General features: G+C 36.9%; 15 protein-coding genes and 1 pseudogene. 12 read left to right on the top strand and 4 right to left on the bottom strand.

What is annotated here, in order from left to right:
* Nucleotides 1–44 precede the first annotated feature (44 nt).
* The 3 genes from SP041_RS18415 to SP041_RS18405 are packed head-to-tail and all read left to right on the top strand — an operon-like array spanning nt 45 to nt 1,681.
* Complete coding sequence (locus SP041_RS18415; RefSeq protein ID WP_025564175.1) at nt 45–440, top strand: DNA polymerase III subunit psi; 396 nt, start codon at nt 45–47, stop codon at nt 438–440.
* Complete coding sequence (rimI, locus tag SP041_RS18410) at nt 424–879, top strand: ribosomal protein S18-alanine N-acetyltransferase (RefSeq protein WP_025564177.1); 456 nt, start codon at nt 424–426, stop codon at nt 877–879. Before SP041_RS18415 ends, rimI begins: the two co-directional genes overlap by 17 nt.
* A gap of 58 nt (nt 880–937) precedes the next feature.
* Nucleotides 938–1,681 (top strand): RNA methyltransferase, encoded by a 744-nt coding sequence (locus SP041_RS18405; RefSeq protein WP_025564178.1) that lies wholly within the window; start codon nt 938–940, stop codon nt 1,679–1,681.
* Between the two features lie 969 nt (nt 1,682–2,650).
* Here SP041_RS18405 and SP041_RS18400 read toward each other — a convergent pair.
* Both SP041_RS18400 and metK read right to left on the bottom strand, forming a co-directional pair.
* Nucleotides 2,651–3,157 (bottom strand): SprT family zinc-dependent metalloprotease, encoded by a 507-nt coding sequence (locus tag SP041_RS18400; protein ID WP_037048762.1) that lies wholly within the window; start codon nt 3,155–3,157, stop codon nt 2,651–2,653.
* Between the two features lie 35 nt (nt 3,158–3,192).
* Nucleotides 3,193–4,341, bottom strand: coding sequence for a methionine adenosyltransferase (gene metK / locus SP041_RS18395; RefSeq protein WP_025564182.1), 1,149 nt, complete (start codon nt 4,339–4,341; stop codon nt 3,193–3,195).
* A 275-nt stretch (nt 4,342–4,616) separates the two neighbouring features.
* Here metK and SP041_RS18390 point away from each other — a divergent pair, with 275 nt between their 5' ends.
* Nucleotides 4,617–5,918 carry a peptidoglycan DD-metalloendopeptidase family protein gene (locus SP041_RS18390; RefSeq protein ID WP_137297987.1) on the top strand — a complete coding sequence of 434 codons (1,302 nt, stop codon included), beginning with the start codon at nt 4,617–4,619 and terminating at the stop codon, nt 5,916–5,918.
* An 84-nt stretch (nt 5,919–6,002) separates the two neighbouring features.
* Nucleotides 6,003–6,344, top strand: coding sequence for a DUF3802 family protein (locus SP041_RS18385; protein WP_025564186.1), 342 nt, complete (start codon nt 6,003–6,005; stop codon nt 6,342–6,344).
* 147 nt (nt 6,345–6,491) lie between these two features.
* Here the strand turns inward: SP041_RS18385 and SP041_RS18380 are convergent, their stop codons facing one another.
* Nucleotides 6,492–6,965, bottom strand: a complete 474-nt coding sequence (locus tag SP041_RS18380; RefSeq protein WP_025564188.1) for an Rsd/AlgQ family anti-sigma factor — start codon at nt 6,963–6,965, stop codon at nt 6,492–6,494.
* Nucleotides 6,966–7,253: 288 nt separating this feature from the next.
* Between SP041_RS18380 and nudC the strand changes: the two genes are divergently transcribed.
* Nucleotides 7,254–8,060, top strand: a complete 807-nt coding sequence (nudC, locus tag SP041_RS18375; protein ID WP_025564190.1) for an NAD(+) diphosphatase — start codon at nt 7,254–7,256, stop codon at nt 8,058–8,060.
* A 131-nt stretch (nt 8,061–8,191) separates the two neighbouring features.
* Nucleotides 8,192–9,256 (top strand): uroporphyrinogen decarboxylase, encoded by a 1,065-nt coding sequence (gene hemE, locus SP041_RS18370; RefSeq protein ID WP_025564192.1) that lies wholly within the window; start codon nt 8,192–8,194, stop codon nt 9,254–9,256.
* A gap of 156 nt (nt 9,257–9,412) precedes the next feature.
* Here the strand turns inward: hemE and SP041_RS18365 are convergent, their stop codons facing one another.
* The gene (locus SP041_RS18365) at nt 9,413–9,862 is read right to left on the bottom strand and encodes an Rrf2 family transcriptional regulator (RefSeq protein ID WP_025564194.1); all 450 of its coding nucleotides are present in this window, start codon (nt 9,860–9,862) and stop codon (nt 9,413–9,415) included.
* Nucleotides 9,863–10,123: 261 nt separating this feature from the next.
* Between SP041_RS18365 and SP041_RS18360 the strand changes: the two genes are divergently transcribed.
* The 5 genes and pseudogenes from SP041_RS18360 to purD all read left to right on the top strand — a co-directional run bounded on the left by SP041_RS18360 (nt 10,124) and on the right by purD (nt 17,086).
* Nucleotides 10,124–12,385, top strand: coding sequence for a nitric-oxide reductase large subunit (locus tag SP041_RS18360; RefSeq protein WP_025564196.1), 2,262 nt, complete (start codon nt 10,124–10,126; stop codon nt 12,383–12,385).
* Nucleotides 12,386–12,683: 298 nt separating this feature from the next.
* Nucleotides 12,684–12,954, top strand: a pseudogene (locus SP041_RS21275) (IS4 family transposase); the annotation flags it as partial.
* A gap of 268 nt (nt 12,955–13,222) precedes the next feature.
* Nucleotides 13,223–13,717, top strand: a complete 495-nt coding sequence (locus SP041_RS18355; RefSeq protein WP_025564198.1) for a GNAT family N-acetyltransferase — start codon at nt 13,223–13,225, stop codon at nt 13,715–13,717.
* A 177-nt stretch (nt 13,718–13,894) separates the two neighbouring features.
* Nucleotides 13,895–15,487: a bifunctional phosphoribosylaminoimidazolecarboxamide formyltransferase/IMP cyclohydrolase gene (gene purH, locus SP041_RS18350; RefSeq protein ID WP_025564199.1), complete on the top strand. Its 1,593-nt coding sequence runs from the start codon at nt 13,895–13,897 to the stop codon at nt 15,485–15,487.
* Between the two features lie 312 nt (nt 15,488–15,799).
* The gene (gene purD / locus SP041_RS18345) at nt 15,800–17,086 is read left to right on the top strand and encodes a phosphoribosylamine--glycine ligase (RefSeq protein WP_025564201.1); all 1,287 of its coding nucleotides are present in this window, start codon (nt 15,800–15,802) and stop codon (nt 17,084–17,086) included.
* Nucleotides 17,087–17,397 lie beyond the last annotated feature (311 nt).

The following is a 17,397-nucleotide window of genomic DNA, read 5'->3' as shown; positions in this document are numbered from 1 at the left end:
TATATTAACCCTTTGAATCTCGATTATTTTTATTTGGGCTAGTTATGAAACACCAACAAGCAGTTTTTTTACAAGAAATGGGTATTACCCACTGGCAAGTAAGAAAACCAACATTATTTAAAACAGAGGAAATGCTTAAGCAATTAAACCTTTCTGTTTGTAAATTACTTGTGGTATGTACAGAGGCAGATAAAAGTCATGAATTGATGCCTGCTATTCTCAATGCCTTTAATATTAATGTTGATAGTGTTGTTTATTGTTCTCTGGCTCAATTTGAAAGTCAGCAAGGAACATTGCCTCATTTAATTTGGTCAACCATCGGTGAAATTGAAACTTCAGTAACACATCAATTGTTACATTCTCCCTCTTTAGCGACGCTAGCCGTCAATGGCAATGCTAAAAAAGTACTTTGGAAGCAGTTCTGTGCCTATCAACAGTAATCAATCTATTATCGCGATGGCGGTGACAGATATACCATCAATATTTACTATCGAATCGTCTGTACATAGCCATCCATGGTCAGAAAAACTATTTTTAAGTAACTTTGGTAAACGTTATATTAACCATGTATTGATGCTCGATGAAGAAGTAGTGGGTTATTTCATTGCGAGTTATGTTGCGGGTGAAGTGACGTTATTAAATATTGCTGTTTCTGCTTCTCATCAAGGGCAAGGTGTTGGGCGTGCTTTATTATCTTATTTAAAAACATTTGCTAGAACATTATCGCAAGAAGAAATCTGGCTTGAAGTCAGAGCCTCAAATCAAACTGCAATTAAGCTTTATGAAAATTTAGATTTTGTTGAAGTTGATGTGCGAACTGCCTATTACCCAACCCATAACGGGCGTGAAGATGCCCTGATTATGTGTTGTTACTTATAAACGCTATGTGTTGTAACTTATAAAAAGCCATGCGCTGTTACTTATAATTGGAAATTTTATGATCTCTAAAAATCAGTTAAAACTTATTCACTCATTAGAGCAAAAAAAACAACGTAAAAAGTCTGGTCTATTTTTAGTACAAGGCGAGAAAAATGTGGGTGAGTTATTTAATTCTGATTTTGAAATAGTGAATATATTTGCAACAACGGAATATATTAATAAATATGCTGCGTCATTAAGTGCTCAACAATTGGTTAGTTTAACTGTTGAAAGTTCGGTAGAAGAGTTACAAAAAGCAGGCACGCTAAAAACTAATAATAGTGTGATTGCTATTGTTAAGTGTAAAGCTTATGAAGCGCCAACGATTAATAATGATGAATTAATTTTGGTGTTAGATCAGGTAGGTGACCCAGGTAATTTAGGCACTATTATTCGCGTCGCTGATTGGTATGGTATTAAACATATTATTTGTAGTACGGACTGTGCAGACCTTTATAACCCTAAAGTGATTGCCGCGACGATGGGGTCTTTCGTGCGAGTGCAAGTTAGCCATACTGACTTATGTGAGTATCTATCATCACAGGATAAACCTGTCTACGGTGCATTTTTAGAGGGTAAAAATCTCCATAAAAGCCAATTACCTAATAGTGCATTTATTGTAATGGGGAGCGAGTCTCATGGCATTTCTGAAGGTGTGAGTGCATTTATTACGGATAAAATAACCATCCCTAATTTTGGTCAAGCTGAGTCATTAAATGTAGCGATGGCCACTGGCATTATTTTAGATAACTTTATGCGTTAAATTATAGGTGTTAAAAATAGATGCTAAAAGACAGCTATTAAAAAAACAGATATTAAAAAATACAGCCGTTACATTAATAGACGTTAAATCAAAGGTCTTAAATATCAATGTCTAAAAATCTATTATCAGCCATTTGCATGTCTTTTTATTGAAAATAAAGTTTTTATGGCTAACGTCATTAATAAATTTTCATATTAAAATCCGATCTCAAGTATCGGATTTTTTTCGTTTTAAATACCTATATTCAATACTTTATGACTATTTTGTCTGATTTTTTGAAGGTTATTTGTTCACTTTATTTATCATTTATTAAAAATACTTCATCTAAAATGTTGACATGTGATAATGATATCTATTATCATTAAGTTGTTGGCAGAGACACACACTTTCTTGTTTATTATTGTTCAGTCATGTGATATTTCTTTCGTCCAGAAGAAGTGAAAATGAATATAGTTCAGTGTCGAAATAGATAAGATTAAGTATTCTTTGTCCGTGGTAGTGATAGGAATCGTCCTATTCTTTTTTCACTATCAGAAACCATCATTATTCATTTCGGTTTCTATTGCCGTTGATAATGGATGATGAGACTGACTTTCATCGCACAGTGAAAGCTTGGTCATTAAGGTAGGCTTTTGATGATGAAAAAGCGTATCTACACCGCAGGGTAAAAGCCATCTGTTGGTGTAATAGTAAAAAGTAAAATGGTAAAATTAATATTGCAGCTATAAAGGCGGGGGGTTGGAGTAGTTGCAATATTAATCCCATATCAAATTCATGCTTAACACCGCTAACTATTTTCTATACCTTCTATCTTCTTATAACTTCTATACTTTCTTTCTATACTTTCTTTCTATACTTTCTTTCTATATTTATTTTCGTTATCGCTTATGTTGAATATTGCTAACTTGTATCCCACTACTTTACCTCGTTTTACTTTTACCTTTTTAAATTCATCTTTTAAGAGGTTAGTTAAGGTTTTAATACATTTTTTTCGTTAGCAGGGGTAAGAGGGGATTTGCATTTCCTACACAGGTAACTTGTACCTTTTTTTATCTTATTGTGTCGACGTATGGTCAATTGGTGTTCTGTGCATAAGCAACGATAGGGAAATAGTTGCCCTTGTACATCGCTAATGTCTAATTGATGGGTGGTATTTGCAGGTAATTTAAATACTTGAGTCATAATATTTTGCCACTCTTTACCGTGAGGACGAACTCTTCCAAATAATTGATACGTGATCAGGTGAGCAATCTCGTGTGCTACTACGTGTTCTATAAAAGTAGTTTTATTTTGCATGTATAAGATAGGGTTAAATTTGATCAGGTTTTTTTGTAGGTGAGCAGAACCTGCACTACGGCCTCGTTGGTTAAATAAATAACTGGGACGAGGAAAAGCGCGATCAAAAAAGCACTCGGCTAAAATGAAACAATCTTCACCTTTCACTGCGAGTGCTTTTTTATCTTCAAACGTAAGCATGATTAAATATTAAATCGTTTTTATAAAACGATTAATTAAAATGCTGCTGCTTTTAACGCTTCAACTTTGTCTAGCGCTTCCCAAGGGAAGTGCTCACGTCCAAAGTGCCCATACGCAGCCGTTTCTTTATAGATAGGTTTAATTAGGTCTAACATCTCAATTAAGCCGTAAGGGCGTAGGTCAAAATGCTCGCTTACTAAGCTAACGATTAAGCTTTTTGCTACTTTTTCAGTACCAAATGTTTCAACACTGATTGATGTAGGCTCTGCAACACCAATTGCGTAAGAAACTTGAATCTCACAACGATCTGCTAAACCAGCAGCTACAATGTTTTTTGCTACGTAACGAGCTGCATAAGCGGCACTACGGTCAACTTTTGAAGGATCTTTACCTGAGAATGCTCCGCCACCGTGACGTGCTGTACCACCGTAAGTATCTACGATAATTTTACGGCCTGTTAAGCCACAGTCACCTACTGGACCACCGATCACAAAACGACCTGTTGGATTGATATGGAATTTAGTGCGTTCAGTTAACCATTCTGCTGGTAAAACTGGTTTAATGATTTCTTCCATTACCGCTTCAACTAAGTCTGATTGTTTAATATCTTCACGATGTTGCGTTGACAGTACAACAGCATCAATACCAACAATTTTTCCTTCATCATAAGCAAAAGTAACTTGGCTTTTTGCATCTGGACGTAACCAATCTAGTTGACCACTTTTACGTACCTCAGCTTGTTTTTTAACAAGACGGTGAGCGTAAGTAATAGGAGCAGGCATGAATACTTCTGTTTCATTGGTTGCATAACCAAACATTAAACCTTGGTCACCCGCACCTTGTTCACGAGGGTCTGAACGGTCAACGCCTTGATTAATATCAGGAGACTGTTTACCAACAACATTTAGTACGGCACAAGAATCTGCATCAAAACCCATTTCTGAGCTTGTGTAACCAATTTCACGTACGGTATCACGTGTGATTTGTTCAATATCAACCCATGCATCAGTAGTGATTTCACCACCAACCATCACCATTCCGGTTTTGACGTAGGTTTCACAAGCAACGCGTGCTTTAGTATCTTGTTTTAAAATGGCATCAAGTACGGCATCAGAAATTTGATCGGCGATTTTATCTGGATGTCCTTCAGAAACTGATTCTGAAGTAAATAAGTCACGTGACATGTGAACTCCTATTCGGCTATTTGATTAAACTGGTTTGGATGTTTTTACATCTAGACGTCCATCTTACATTTTTTTGTGACGGATAACACCCTATTCTTTTTAAATAAGATAGAACTGATTACCTACATTAATGGTCGAAGCTGATTAAAATTACTGTTTTATTTTCTTAAAGATAGTTTGTGTATGAGTTATACTCGCATCCATTTTAATTTTGCGGTTATGTTTCCCCTGTCTAATCGAGATCTTTTATGCCTTTATTGTTTCAATGTAAAAACATGTTTAGAAAAGCACTTTCTTTTATTAATAATCTGCCTCGCCTACATTTTTGGGCGATTATTGCATTGTTCTTTTTCTTGTTGTTTGTGAGCTTGATACCACCTAGTCATCATAGTGGTAAAACTATTAAGAGAGAATTAGCCTTACCCATTAGTGATTCATTGAAAGGTGAGTATGCTGTCGCAGAACCTTTAAATGCCATTCGTAATAATAGTGATAAATTATTTCCTGATTTCTCTGGTAACCGTGAAGTTGAGATCACTATTTCTGCTGGCGATACATTAAGTGAAATTTTTTCTAATGAAAGTATTTCAGCGGCTGTTTTACAAGAGTTATTAGAGGCGGATACTGAACATTTGCGCCTTGCTAATTTAATACCCGGTCAAGTCGTACAATTATTAGTTAGTCCCGACAATCAATTACTGGCATTAAAAGTTATTATTGACCGTGCTAATACTTTAAGTTTTGTTTTGAAGGATGGTGGCTACACTTCCAATCTAGAAATAAAGGAAGGCGAATGGCGTAATAGTTACTACCAGGGCAGTGTGACTGGTAGCTTTTACGTCAGTGCTAAAAAAAGTGGTTTATCGGCTAGCCAAATTCAACAAATTTCAAGTGCACTATCAGAACAGTTTGATTTCAATCGTCAGTTACGTGTTGGTGATACCTTTCATGTTTTAGTGGCAAAGCAATATATCGAAGGAGCTTATAGTTTTGATAGTGAAGTGTTAGCTATTATTATTAAGACTCGTTCACGCAATTACACGGCATTTTTAAATGAAGATGGTCGTTATTATGATAAAAAGGGTAGAGGCCTAAGCAAAGCTTACCGCCGTTACCCAGTGAATGGTAAACCTCGTATTAGTTCTCGTTTTAATCCTAAGCGACTACACCCTATAACAAAACGAGTTAGCCCACATAATGGCACTGACTTTGCTGTACCGGTAGGCACAAATGTTTATGCTACTGGCGATGGGGTTGTGCTTCGTGCTGGCTATCATCCTGCAGCAGGTAATTATATTGTGATTAAACATGGTCGTAAATATACGACTCGTTTCCTGCATTTAAGTAAGATATTAGTCCATAAAGGGCAGCGTGTTGCGATAGACCAATTAATTGCTAAGTCTGGTAATACAGGACGCTCGACAGGTGCGCATTTACACTATGAGTTCCATGTCTATAATAAACCGGTTAATGCGATGACAGTTGATTTACCGTTGTCACAAGAAATGCCTAAAAAAGAGTTAAAAGCATTTAATGCTCGTAGAGATCTTTCTTTACGTGAAATGGGTGAATTTTAACGAGAATATGACAATGTTTAATAATGAATATTAAAATTTAAGCATTGTTTATTAATAGTTTATAACAGGTAGAGTTTAGTAGTTATGTTATTAAAAAGTGAAGCATACGAATCATGTATAGGTTATTTTGCTGATAATTTAAATATCTTCGAAGGGGCTGCAAGCTCTGGAAGTGGGCAAGTCATTGCCGATATCGTATTAGATGAAGTGGCTAATTTATTAATGACATTTTGTCAGCAACAACCTCAATTGAGTAATGAAACACGTTTAATAGTGGTTGCTGAAGGCGATAGAATTGTTGACGATATGGAACAAATATTAGGTAAATGCTGGGAACATAATGCGTCAGAAGAGCAAGTGCTTTTTATTAAAGAATATTTCTTATTAGTTAAAAATAGTTTAGATTCTCAAGTACCGCACTTGTAAGTCGAATACTTATTTTTTGTCGTAAAGCACTTTAGCTTATTAGTTGAGTTCAAGTACTAAAAAACAATCTGTATAGATTGTTTTTTAGTGTTAATTTATTACTTTTTAAATCTTAGCTTCATCATGAAAACAAAACTATTCGATTTACTATGCAAGAGTATGGTTCAGGTGAACGACTTCCAATAATTGATCTTCTCGTTCAAATCGACTTTCCATTATTTGACCTAACTCAGATAAATCTCTATCGAAATTTAACAATGTTTTGTCTGATGCATTCTCTGCATAAGTATCATTGAAATTTAATGCAGTGTCGGTTGTCGTGGTTATTCTAGAATATAGCTCTTGTGCTATTTTTAAGTTTTCTTCTCCACTTAATTTAGATTTCTCTATGATTTGTTCATAAACTTCAAAGTGACCTGTTGAAGCATAGTCTAATAAACCTTGGCAAAATTCTGTGATTAAAGCTTGATTTGGTAAGCCTTGTTTTTCTTCTTGGTATGGCGGTAAACCTGCTAATTTACAATATAAAATCACTAGTTTTTGGCGTTCGTCTAACCAGTTATCTAAAACAGAAAGTGTGCCACCCCATTCTTCTTTTGCTTGCTTTATTTTTTTAAGCATAAAAACCTCTTTTAAATGAAATAGCTATAAAGTTAACTAGGTAAAAATTAAGTCAAATAGCGGCATCCGTCAATATAAATTTAGTTTATATAGGTAACCACATCATTACTGTGAGCTTATGCCCAATGTAATCGCTTGAAATACAAATATTTTACATTAATCGTTGCTGTGACTTTTAATTTGTAAGTTTAATGTGTTGTTACCTTGATAAGATAAAAATAACACTTGTTCAATACCTGCTTGATATTGCACTATATTATTTATCACTCCCGAAAATGAGTATTCAACATGTCAGAGTTAAAAACCGCGTTGAACGACAACGCATGGTGGCTTATTTTATCAGAAGGTAAATTGGTTGCTTTAGATAAAGGTGATCTTATCCCTTTTGGATGCATTGAAGAGCTACCTTTTCCTGAACACGCGACAGACAATAAACGGTTATTGGGAAGCTATAATAATTATCCGTGTTATTTAGTTGAAGTGGAAAGCAGTTTGGATATGGGGTTGGGTGAATATGTTAGTTTACGCTCATTATTAGGCAAAGCTCACGACCTGTTATTTGAAATGGCAGGGCGTGCATTTCAAATCGCTTTGTTTTATAAAACCCATCGGTATTGTGGTCAGTGTGGCAAACCAATGCAAGAGATCGATTGGGAAGTTGCGATGAAATGCTATCACTGCCAACATCGTGCTTATCCGCGTGTATCACCTTGTATTATTGTGGCAATTCGTAAGCATAAAAAAATCCTATTGGCTTTACATAACCGTCATCAAAAAGATAATTATCCCGTTTATACGACCTTAGCTGGTTTTACTGAAGCAGGTGAAACGCTAGAGGCCTGTGTAGAACGTGAAGTTTTCGAAGAAGTTGGTCTTAAGGTTAAGAACATTCAATATGTGACGAGCCAACCTTGGCCTTTTCCACATTCTTTAATGATGGGGTTTACTGCTGACTATGCGTCAGGCGAGATAAATATTCAGCCTAATGAGTTGATTGAAGCCAATTGGTACGATATCGATGATTTACCTCTGATGCCAAAACATGGGACAATCGCGCGAAAATTAATTGAAAAAACAGTAAAGCGATGCCGCTAAATTTAATATTAGGTATCGAAGTGATAGGTAATACCAAATTTATTTATGCGAAGAGATAAGGTATATTCTATCAATAGATGGAAATGATTACTCGATAGGCTATCAATAGCTAAAACAGGATAAGGTTACAAATGACAGAATTAAAAAATGATCGTTATATTCGCGCTTTGCTAAACAAAGAAGTAGATAAAACACCTGTGTGGATGATGCGTCAAGCAGGTCGCTATTTACCAGAATATAAAGCAACACGTGCTCAAGCAGGTGATTTCATGTCTTTATGTCGTAATGCCGATTTAGCGTGTGAAGTGACCTTACAACCTTTACGTCGTTTTGACTTAGATGCCGCGATTCTATTTTCTGATATTTTAACTATTCCAGATGCAATGGGCTTAGGGCTATATTTCTCTGAAGGTGAAGGACCTCGATTCGAGCGTCCTATTAGCTGTAAAAAAGATGTTGATAATCTGATCATGCCAGATCCTGAAGGTGAGCTCCAGTATGTAATGAATGCGGTCCGTACCATTCGTCGTGATTTAAAAGGCGAAGTACCACTAATTGGTTTCTCTGGTAGCCCGTGGACGTTAGCGACTTATATGGTTGAAGGCAGTGGTTCGAAATTCTTCACTAAAATTAAAAAAATGGCATTTTCTGAGCCACAAACATTGCATCTGTTATTAGATAAATTGGCCGATTCTGTGATTGCTTATTTAAATGCACAAATTGCTGCAGGTGCTCAATCTGTGATGGTCTTTGATACGTGGGGTGGTATTTTATCGCCACGCGATTACAAAGACTTCTCATTGCAATATATGCATAAAATAGTGGATGGTTTAACCCGTAATTATGATGGTCAAAAAATACCGGTGACTTTATTCACAAAGAATGGCGGTCAATGGATCGAACAAATCGCTGACACGGGTTGTGATGCAATTGGTTTAGATTGGACAATTGATATCAAAGAAGCGAAAGCGCGTGTTGGTTCGCGTGTTGCACTACAAGGTAACATGGATCCATCAATGTTATATGCATCACCTGAACGTATTCGCCAAGAAGTGGCGACTATCTTAGAAGGTTTTGGTACAGGTAATGGTCATGTGTTTAATTTAGGGCATGGTATTCATTTAGATGTGCCACCTGAAAATGCGAAAGTGTTTGTTGATGCTGTGCATGAGTTAAGCGCGCCTTACCACAAATAAAAACTGTTAATATTTTATTCACTAAAAAAACATACTTCGGTATGTTTTTTTGTTTCTAAGCACTGCTTATTCATCACTGCTTATTCATTATATGGTTATGCTCTGCATCCTAATATTGATTGTCGGTTAAGGTATTCTTTTTTTGAAAAGAGCCGTTTATTCTATTGGAATCTTAAGTACCTGTCTGAGTGCGGCTTTATTCTCTCCTTTGATTAAATCAGCTAACGTGTATTGATCTAAACAATCAAAGAAAGATTCCATTGCTTGTGCAAACATTCTTTTTAGCTGACAACTTGATGTGATCACACATTGGTTATCTTTTCCAAAGCATTCAACCAATGTTGAACCTTGTTCTATAGAGCGTACCAGCTGGCCTATATTTATATTTTCAGGCGCGGTATTAAGCTTTATTCCTCCATTTTTCCCCCGGGTTGCATTGATATGATTGTTGGCACTAAGTTCCTGCACTACTTTCATCAAATGATTTTTTGATATTTGATATCGCTCAGCGACTTCTTTAATTGTGATAATGTGGGAAGTTTCTTTTGCAGCCGCAAGGTAAATTAATACTCGTAATGAGTAATCGGTAAAACGAGAAATGTTCATATAAAGCACCTATGTGATGATATTTAATAATGGCATTATTTTGTCTTTACCGCCTTAATATCTTAAAGAATTATTTTAAATACATCGATTTAAAAGATACATATAGTTTACATCTTTAATTTTGTATGTAAAATCGCCTCAAATAAGATTCATTTTAAATGCATCTTTTATTTGTACGTTAAATAAAGGGTTTTTATTTTAGAGGTTTTTGAGTTTAAGGTTGTTAATTAAAGGCTAAATACTCATCAAAAGGAGCATGTTATGGGAGAGTATAAAAAATTGTGGTGGACCCTCTTAGGGGTGCTTGCCATTACCTTTTCATTATTAGGTTACTACGGAACAGAAATTTATCGTACAGCACCACCTATACCAGCATCATTCGTTTCTGAACGTGGTGATATTTTTACAACGGAAGAAAAAATATTAGACGGTCAAACGGCTTGGCAATCAGTAGGTGGGATGCAACTGGGATCAATATGGGGTCATGGTGCTTATCAAGCGCCCGATTGGACAGCGGATTGGTTACATCGAGAGCTTGTTAATTGGTTGGATTTAGCAGCAATGGATGAGTTTGCTAAACCTTTTGATCGATTAACCGGAGAGCAGCAAAACACATTACAATATAAACTTAAAAATGATTACAGAAAAAATACCTATGATCATGAGAAAAATAAAGTCACCTTATCAGTAAGGCGTCTGCAAGCGATTGAGCAAACGGGTGAGTATTATAATGCGCTCTTTGGCGGTGCACCTGAATTACAAAAAACGCGTGAAAATTATGCCATGAAAGAGGTGACATTACCAAGTGCAGAGAGAAGGGAGCGTTTAACTGAATTCTTTTTTTGGACCGCTTGGGCTGCCTCAACTGAACGTAGTGACGGTAATGCAACTTATACAAATAATTGGCCGCATGAACCATTAATCGATAATAAACCTACCACTGAAAATATTTTATGGTCTGTTGTGAGTATTGTATTGTTGGTTGCCGGTATTGGTGCTTTAGTATGGGCTTGGGCATTTTTACGAAAAGAAGATGAAAGTGAACCTGTTGCGCCACTCAATGATCCTATCTTATCTTTCGCATTAACAGCTTCGCAAAAAGCATTAGGTAAATATTTATTTCTGGTCGTGGCTTTATTTACTTTTCAAATTTTTATGGGGGCACTCACCGCGCATTATACCGTTGAAGGTCAAGGCTTTTACGGTATTCAAACTTCAGAATGGTTTCCTTATAGTTTAGTGCGTACTTGGCATATTCAATCTGCTTTATTTTGGATCGCCAGTGGCTTTTTAGCGGCAGGATTATTTTTAGCACCAATCATCAATGGAGGTAAAGATCCTAAATTCCAAAAACTCGGTGTTGATGTGCTTTTTTGGGCACTGGTTCTGGTTGTTGTTGGCTCATTTATAGGTAATTACTTAGCAATTGCGCAAATAATGCCAGCAGATTTAAATTTTTGGTTAGGCCATCAAGGTTATGAATATGTTGATTTAGGGCGATTATGGCAAATTGGTAAATTTATTGGGCTTGTATTGTGGTTAATATTGATGATGCGTTGTATTACGCCGACGTTGAAACAGAAAGGTGATAAAAACTTATTAGTCTTATTTATGTTCTCATGTATCGCGATTGGTTTATTTTATGGGGCGGGTTTCTTTTACGGTGAAAGAACACATCTCTCTGTGATGGAATATTGGCGTTGGTGGATTGTACATCTATGGGTTGAAGGTTTCTTTGAAGTTTTTGCTACTACTGCGTTGGCATTTATTTTCTTTAATATGGGATTAGTTTCTCAACGTATGGCGACAGTGGCTTCATTAGCATCTGCCTCATTATTCATGTTAGGGGGTATTCCGGGTACTTTCCATCATTTGTATTTTTCTGGTACAACAACACCTGTTATGGCAGTCGGTGCAACCTTTAGTGCACTCGAAGTTGTGCCATTAATTGTGCTTGGACATGAAGCTTGGGAGCACTATAAGTTGCAAAAACGTGCGCCTTGGATGGACAGTGTGAAATGGCCTATTATGTACTTTGTTGCTGTTGCTTTTTGGAATATGTTAGGCGCTGGCGTATTAGGGTTTATGATCAATCCTCCAATTTCTTTATATTATATTCAAGGTCTTAATACGACGGCAACCCATGCGCATGCTGCACTATTTGGTGTGTACGGTTTCTTAGCGCTCGGCTTTACCTTATTGGTATTAAGATATATTCGTCCTCATTTGAAATTTGATGAGCGTTTAATGAAGGTTTCTTTTTGGTGGATGAATATAGGCTTAGCATTGATGTTATTTACTAGTTTATTACCCATTGGCATTATTCAATTTATTGCGAGTGCATCAGAGGGGCTTTGGTATGCGCGTAGTGAAGCCGTTATGCAAAGTGATACGTTAGTTACATTGCGCTGGGTGCGTACCATCGGTGACATCGTATTTATGATTGGTGCATTAGCGATCACTTGGCAAGTGACTAAAGGTGTCTTTTTTTCGCCAGAAAAAATAGTGAAATCGAAATGTTAACTTAAGCCTCTTTGATTGGTGTTGCGACGTTTTTATTGCTTATAAGTCATGATACCAATTAACGTTACAATGAATGAAAATGACGCTTGTTAGCGTAATGCCAATCAGTTAATAAAAGTTCGTTTATTTTTAGCTGAAGAAAATGAAAATCCTATGACTCAAAAGGTCATGGGATTTTTTTATGGGGCTTTCAGAAGCACTAGCTCGCACTTCGATTAATTGTCTTACCAAGTTTTCTTCTTTGTCAGATACCTTAGAGCCAGGCATTATTGAATCATGCCTAAGCGTATAAGCTTTTGATTTATATGCTTATCGTTAGGGGATTGAATTAGGTTATCGCGAAATGAAGCTGCACATGCTTGAAAGCCGTTTTACTTGCTTATCATTTAATTCATTACAAAATGATACTGATGGCGAAATCACTTAAAGCTGCTTTTGCTAATCAATTGGGCTTCAGAGATGCGTTTTCTCATATTATTCATACTCTGACCATGATGCCGATATATGAACCAGGAAATGTCCTAAAGATAGTGATTGATATAGAAAAAAATGCCGCCGAGTTTAAGCAGTAGGGAAAGCGAGAACGAAGTTATTCTAGGTGTTTAAAGCCTTTAAGAATCGATATCCGTTTGCTAAAAGTAAATATGCCGTTCACCTTATGTGAACCAGATTATGCTGTGGCATGTTTTTTTGTGTCTGACGCTAACGTTACTTTTTATATCTTGTTGTAACTTCACTGTTTTAAATATTTAATAGATCTGTACATAAAATGAGCGATATACTAATGCCTATTCACCACTTGTAAGCGACAATGTCAGCACTATAAATGGAGGTAAGATGACGCTTTTTATAAAACATCATCAATTAAGTATTCGCCCTTTTATCGAATCAGATAAAAACGATTTCACCGATATATTACAACACCGAGCTTGTATGAAATACAGCATCACTGGTGTGTTATCGAAACAACAGGCCGATGACTGCTTTAATATGTTCATCAGTAACAAAAAACATAAAATGTATGCCATTGAAGATCTAGACAACAGTACCGTCATCGGTTGCACTGGTTTACAAGATTGTTTTATTGATGAGGCAATAGAGCCTTCATTTATTTTACGTCTTTTACCTGATTTTCATGATCATCAAGATCTACTTCCTGTGTTACAACCCTTTATTAAACAATTAATTTCCTTATATCAACTTCCTCATTTACAAGCTGTCGTGGCCCAAAATAACCAGTTTAGTACGCAACTAATGTCAGATTTAAACTTTGAAAAAGTTAAAGCGGTGACATGCAGAGGCATTGCTAGTTATTTACATAAAACTTATTAAACACGCAGTTATTAATTATTTTGCATAAATAGCACTATTTTTTGTGTTTTTATTCAACAAAACGAATAAAAGTCCTTTCAATTCGGGTAGAATGCCGCGCAAGTTTAACTTTTAAGAAAACTCCAATCATTTGAGTTTTTCACCCATGAAAACATTAACCGAGGAATGTGGAAGATAATGGAAAATAACCGAACAATTAAACGCGCACTGATCAGTGTTTCTGATAAAACTGGTATTGTAGAATTTGCACGTGAATTAGCGGATAAAGGCGTTGAGCTTTTATCAACAGGCGGTACTTGTAAATTATTGGCTGAAAATAATATCAAAGTAACAGAAGTATCTGATTACACTGGATTCCCTGAGATGATGGATGGACGTGTAAAAACATTACATCCTAAAATTCATGGCGGTATTCTTGCTCGTCGTGGTATCGATGAAGCAATTATGTCTGCAAACGATATCCAAGCGATTGATATGGTTGTTGTTAATTTATATCCATTTGCTGCAACAGTAGCTAACCCAGATTGTACGTTAGAAGATGCGATTGAAAATATCGATATCGGCGGTCCTACTATGGTTCGTGCTGCGGCAAAAAACCATAAAGACGTAGCCATTGTTGTAAATGCATCTGACTACTCACGTATTTTGTCTGAAATAACAGAAAACGACGGTAGCTTAGTTTATAAAACACGTTTTGATTTAGCAATTGCAGCTTATGAGCATACCGCTCAATACGACGGCATGATTGCTAACTACTTCGGTACTATGGTACCAAGTTACGGTGAAAACAAAGAAGGTGATGAGGAATCAAAATTCCCACGTACTTTCAATGCGCAATTCCAAAAGAAACAAGATATGCGTTACGGTGAAAACTCTCATCAAGCAGCTGCTTTTTATGTTGAAAATAATGTTCAAGAAGCCTCTGTATCAACAGCAACGCAGTTACAAGGTAAAGCATTATCTTACAACAACATTGCTGATACTGATTCTGCACTAGAATGTGTTAAAGAATTTTCAGAGCCAGCTTGTGTGATTGTTAAACATGCAAACCCATGTGGTGTTGCCGTTGCTGGAAACATTCTTGATGCATACGAAGGTGCTTACAAAACAGACCCAACGTCTGCATTTGGTGGCATTATCGCATTCAACCGCGAATTAGACGCTGCAACCGCTGAAGCAATTACATCACGTCAATTTGTTGAAGTGATTATCGCTCCATCAGTCAGTGATGAAGCCATTGCTATTATCGCTGCTAAAAAGAACCTACGCTTATTAGTGTGTGGCGAATGGGCTGACCAAACAACTGAGTTTGATATCAAACGTGTTAACGGTGGTTTATTAGTACAAGATCGTGACCAAGGTATGGTTGATATAGCTGACCTTAAAGTTGTTTCTAAACGTCAACCAACAGAGTCTGAAATGACGGATTTATTATTTAGCTGGAAAGTGGCTAAATTTGTTAAATCAAATGCGATTGTTTACGTTAAAAACAGTGCAACAGTGGGTGTAGGCGCAGGTCAAATGAGTCGTGTTTACAGTGCTAAAATTGCAGGCATTAAAGCGGCTGACGAAAACCTAGTCGTTGAAGGTTCTGTTATGGCATCTGATGCGTTCTTCCCATTCCGTGATGGTATCGATGCAGCAGCAGAAGCTGGTATTAGTTGTGTTATCCAACCTGGTGGTTCAATGCGTGATGATGAAGTTATCGCAGCCGCAGATGAGCACAACATGGCAATGGTATTTACAGGAATGCGTCACTTCCGCCATTAATCTTTATATCTTAGTCTGTAGATTCGATCTCTGCCTTAAAGGTGCGTACTTGCAATTGCAAGCTCCGTGCCTTTTCCTTGACCTCGAACCAACAGACGTTGATATAACAAATTAATGAGTTAACTGTTCTTATGTTTTAAAGTCTTTTAAAACATAATTAACTTTTAGTCTTTTGAATAATTGCAGTGAGTCAGAACTAAGCAATTTAGTGTTAGTTCAAGGAAAAAGCACGGAGTTTAGCGCGCTAAATGAGTACTTTTGACGCTGAAATAGCATTAAATAGCGACGGACTGTCTTACGTGAGGAAAACGAATGAATGTACTAATTATTGGTAATGGCGGTCGTGAACATGCTCTAGCATGGAAAGCGGCACAAAATAGTGAAGTTAAAAACGTATTTGTTGCACCGGGCAATGCCGGTAGTGCTTTAGAAGATAAAGTCACTAACGTTAATATCGGTGTTGAAGATATCGATGCCTTGGTTGCTTTCGCAAAAGAAAACAATGTTGAATTAACAATTGTAGGGCCAGAAGCACCCTTAGTTATTGGTGTGGTTGATGCATTCCGTGAAGCTAAGTTAGCTTGTTTCGGTCCAACCAAAGGTGCAGCACAGTTAGAAGGCTCTAAAGCTTTCACTAAAGACTTTTTAGCGCGTCATGACATTCCAACGGCTTGGTACCAAAACTTCACTGAAATTGAGCCTGCGTTGGCTTACGTTCGTGAAAAAGGTGCACCAATTGTCATCAAAGCAGACGGTCTTGCCGCAGGTAAAGGCGTGATCGTTGCGATGACCTTAAAAGAAGCTGAAGATGCTATTCAAGATATGCTTGCTGGTAATGCATTTGGTGAAGCTGGGCATCGTGTTGTGGTTGAAGAGTTCTTAGATGGTGAAGAAGCATCATTTATCGTGATGGTTGATGGTAAAAATATCGTACCAATGGCAACAAGCCAAGATCACAAACGTGTTGGCGATGGCGATACAGGTCCAAATACCGGAGGTATGGGCGCATATTCACCAGCACCAGTAGTAACGCCTGAAATGCATGATCGTATTATGGACTTAGTTATTCGCCCTACGGTTGAAGGTATGGCTGCTGAAGGTAATACTTACACGGGTTTCTTATACGCGGGTCTAATGATCATGGCTGATGGCACACCTAAAGTGATTGAATACAACTGTCGTTTTGGTGACCCTGAAACACAACCAATCATGTTACGTATGAAGTCTGACATTGTTACTTTATGTTTAGCGGGTGTAAACGGCGAACTGGAAGATATGGTTGCCGAGTTTGATCCGCGTGCTGCAATTGGTGTTGTATTAGCGGCTGGCGGTTACCCTGCTGATTACACTAAAGGCCATGTTATTTCAGGTATTCCTGAAGCAACAGAAGGGCTAAAAGTGTTCCATGCTGGTACTGCTGAAAAAGACGGTCAAGTGGTAACAAGTGGTGGACGTGTACTTTGTGCAACTGCATTAGGTAATACAGTGACAGAAGCGCAACAGAAAGCTTATGAGCTAACTAAACAGATTAGTTGGGATGGTATGTTCCATCGCAATGATATCGCTTACCGTGCGATTGCACGTGAAAATAATAAATAAGTTATTTTTATCAAGATAAGCAAGTTTTATTAGTCATTAAAAAGCACCTTCGGGTGCTTTTTTTATTTTTATGAAAGTTGGTATAGAACGTTATTCTTTAATGTGTTGAATGATGCGATAGCAGTGCACCTTAATTGTGTTTTATTTAATACCAATTACACTAATTACCTGATCTATTTTTTTTGTTAAAATAACTTATTTCTTCGTTGTAAATTTCGTAAAGGGAACAACCTATGTGGACTCCCCTGTGTCAACAACAAAATTAATAACTAAGAATAAAGCGCTCACTTATGTACGAGCTCTCATTGAGT

The organism is Psychromonas sp. SP041 (genome assembly GCF_000470315.2).
In the GTDB taxonomy this organism is placed as follows: Bacteria; Pseudomonadota; Gammaproteobacteria; order Enterobacterales; family Psychromonadaceae; genus Psychromonas.
Note: the sequence above shows the minus strand (reverse complement) of the source record. Positions and strands in the feature narration are given on the sequence as shown.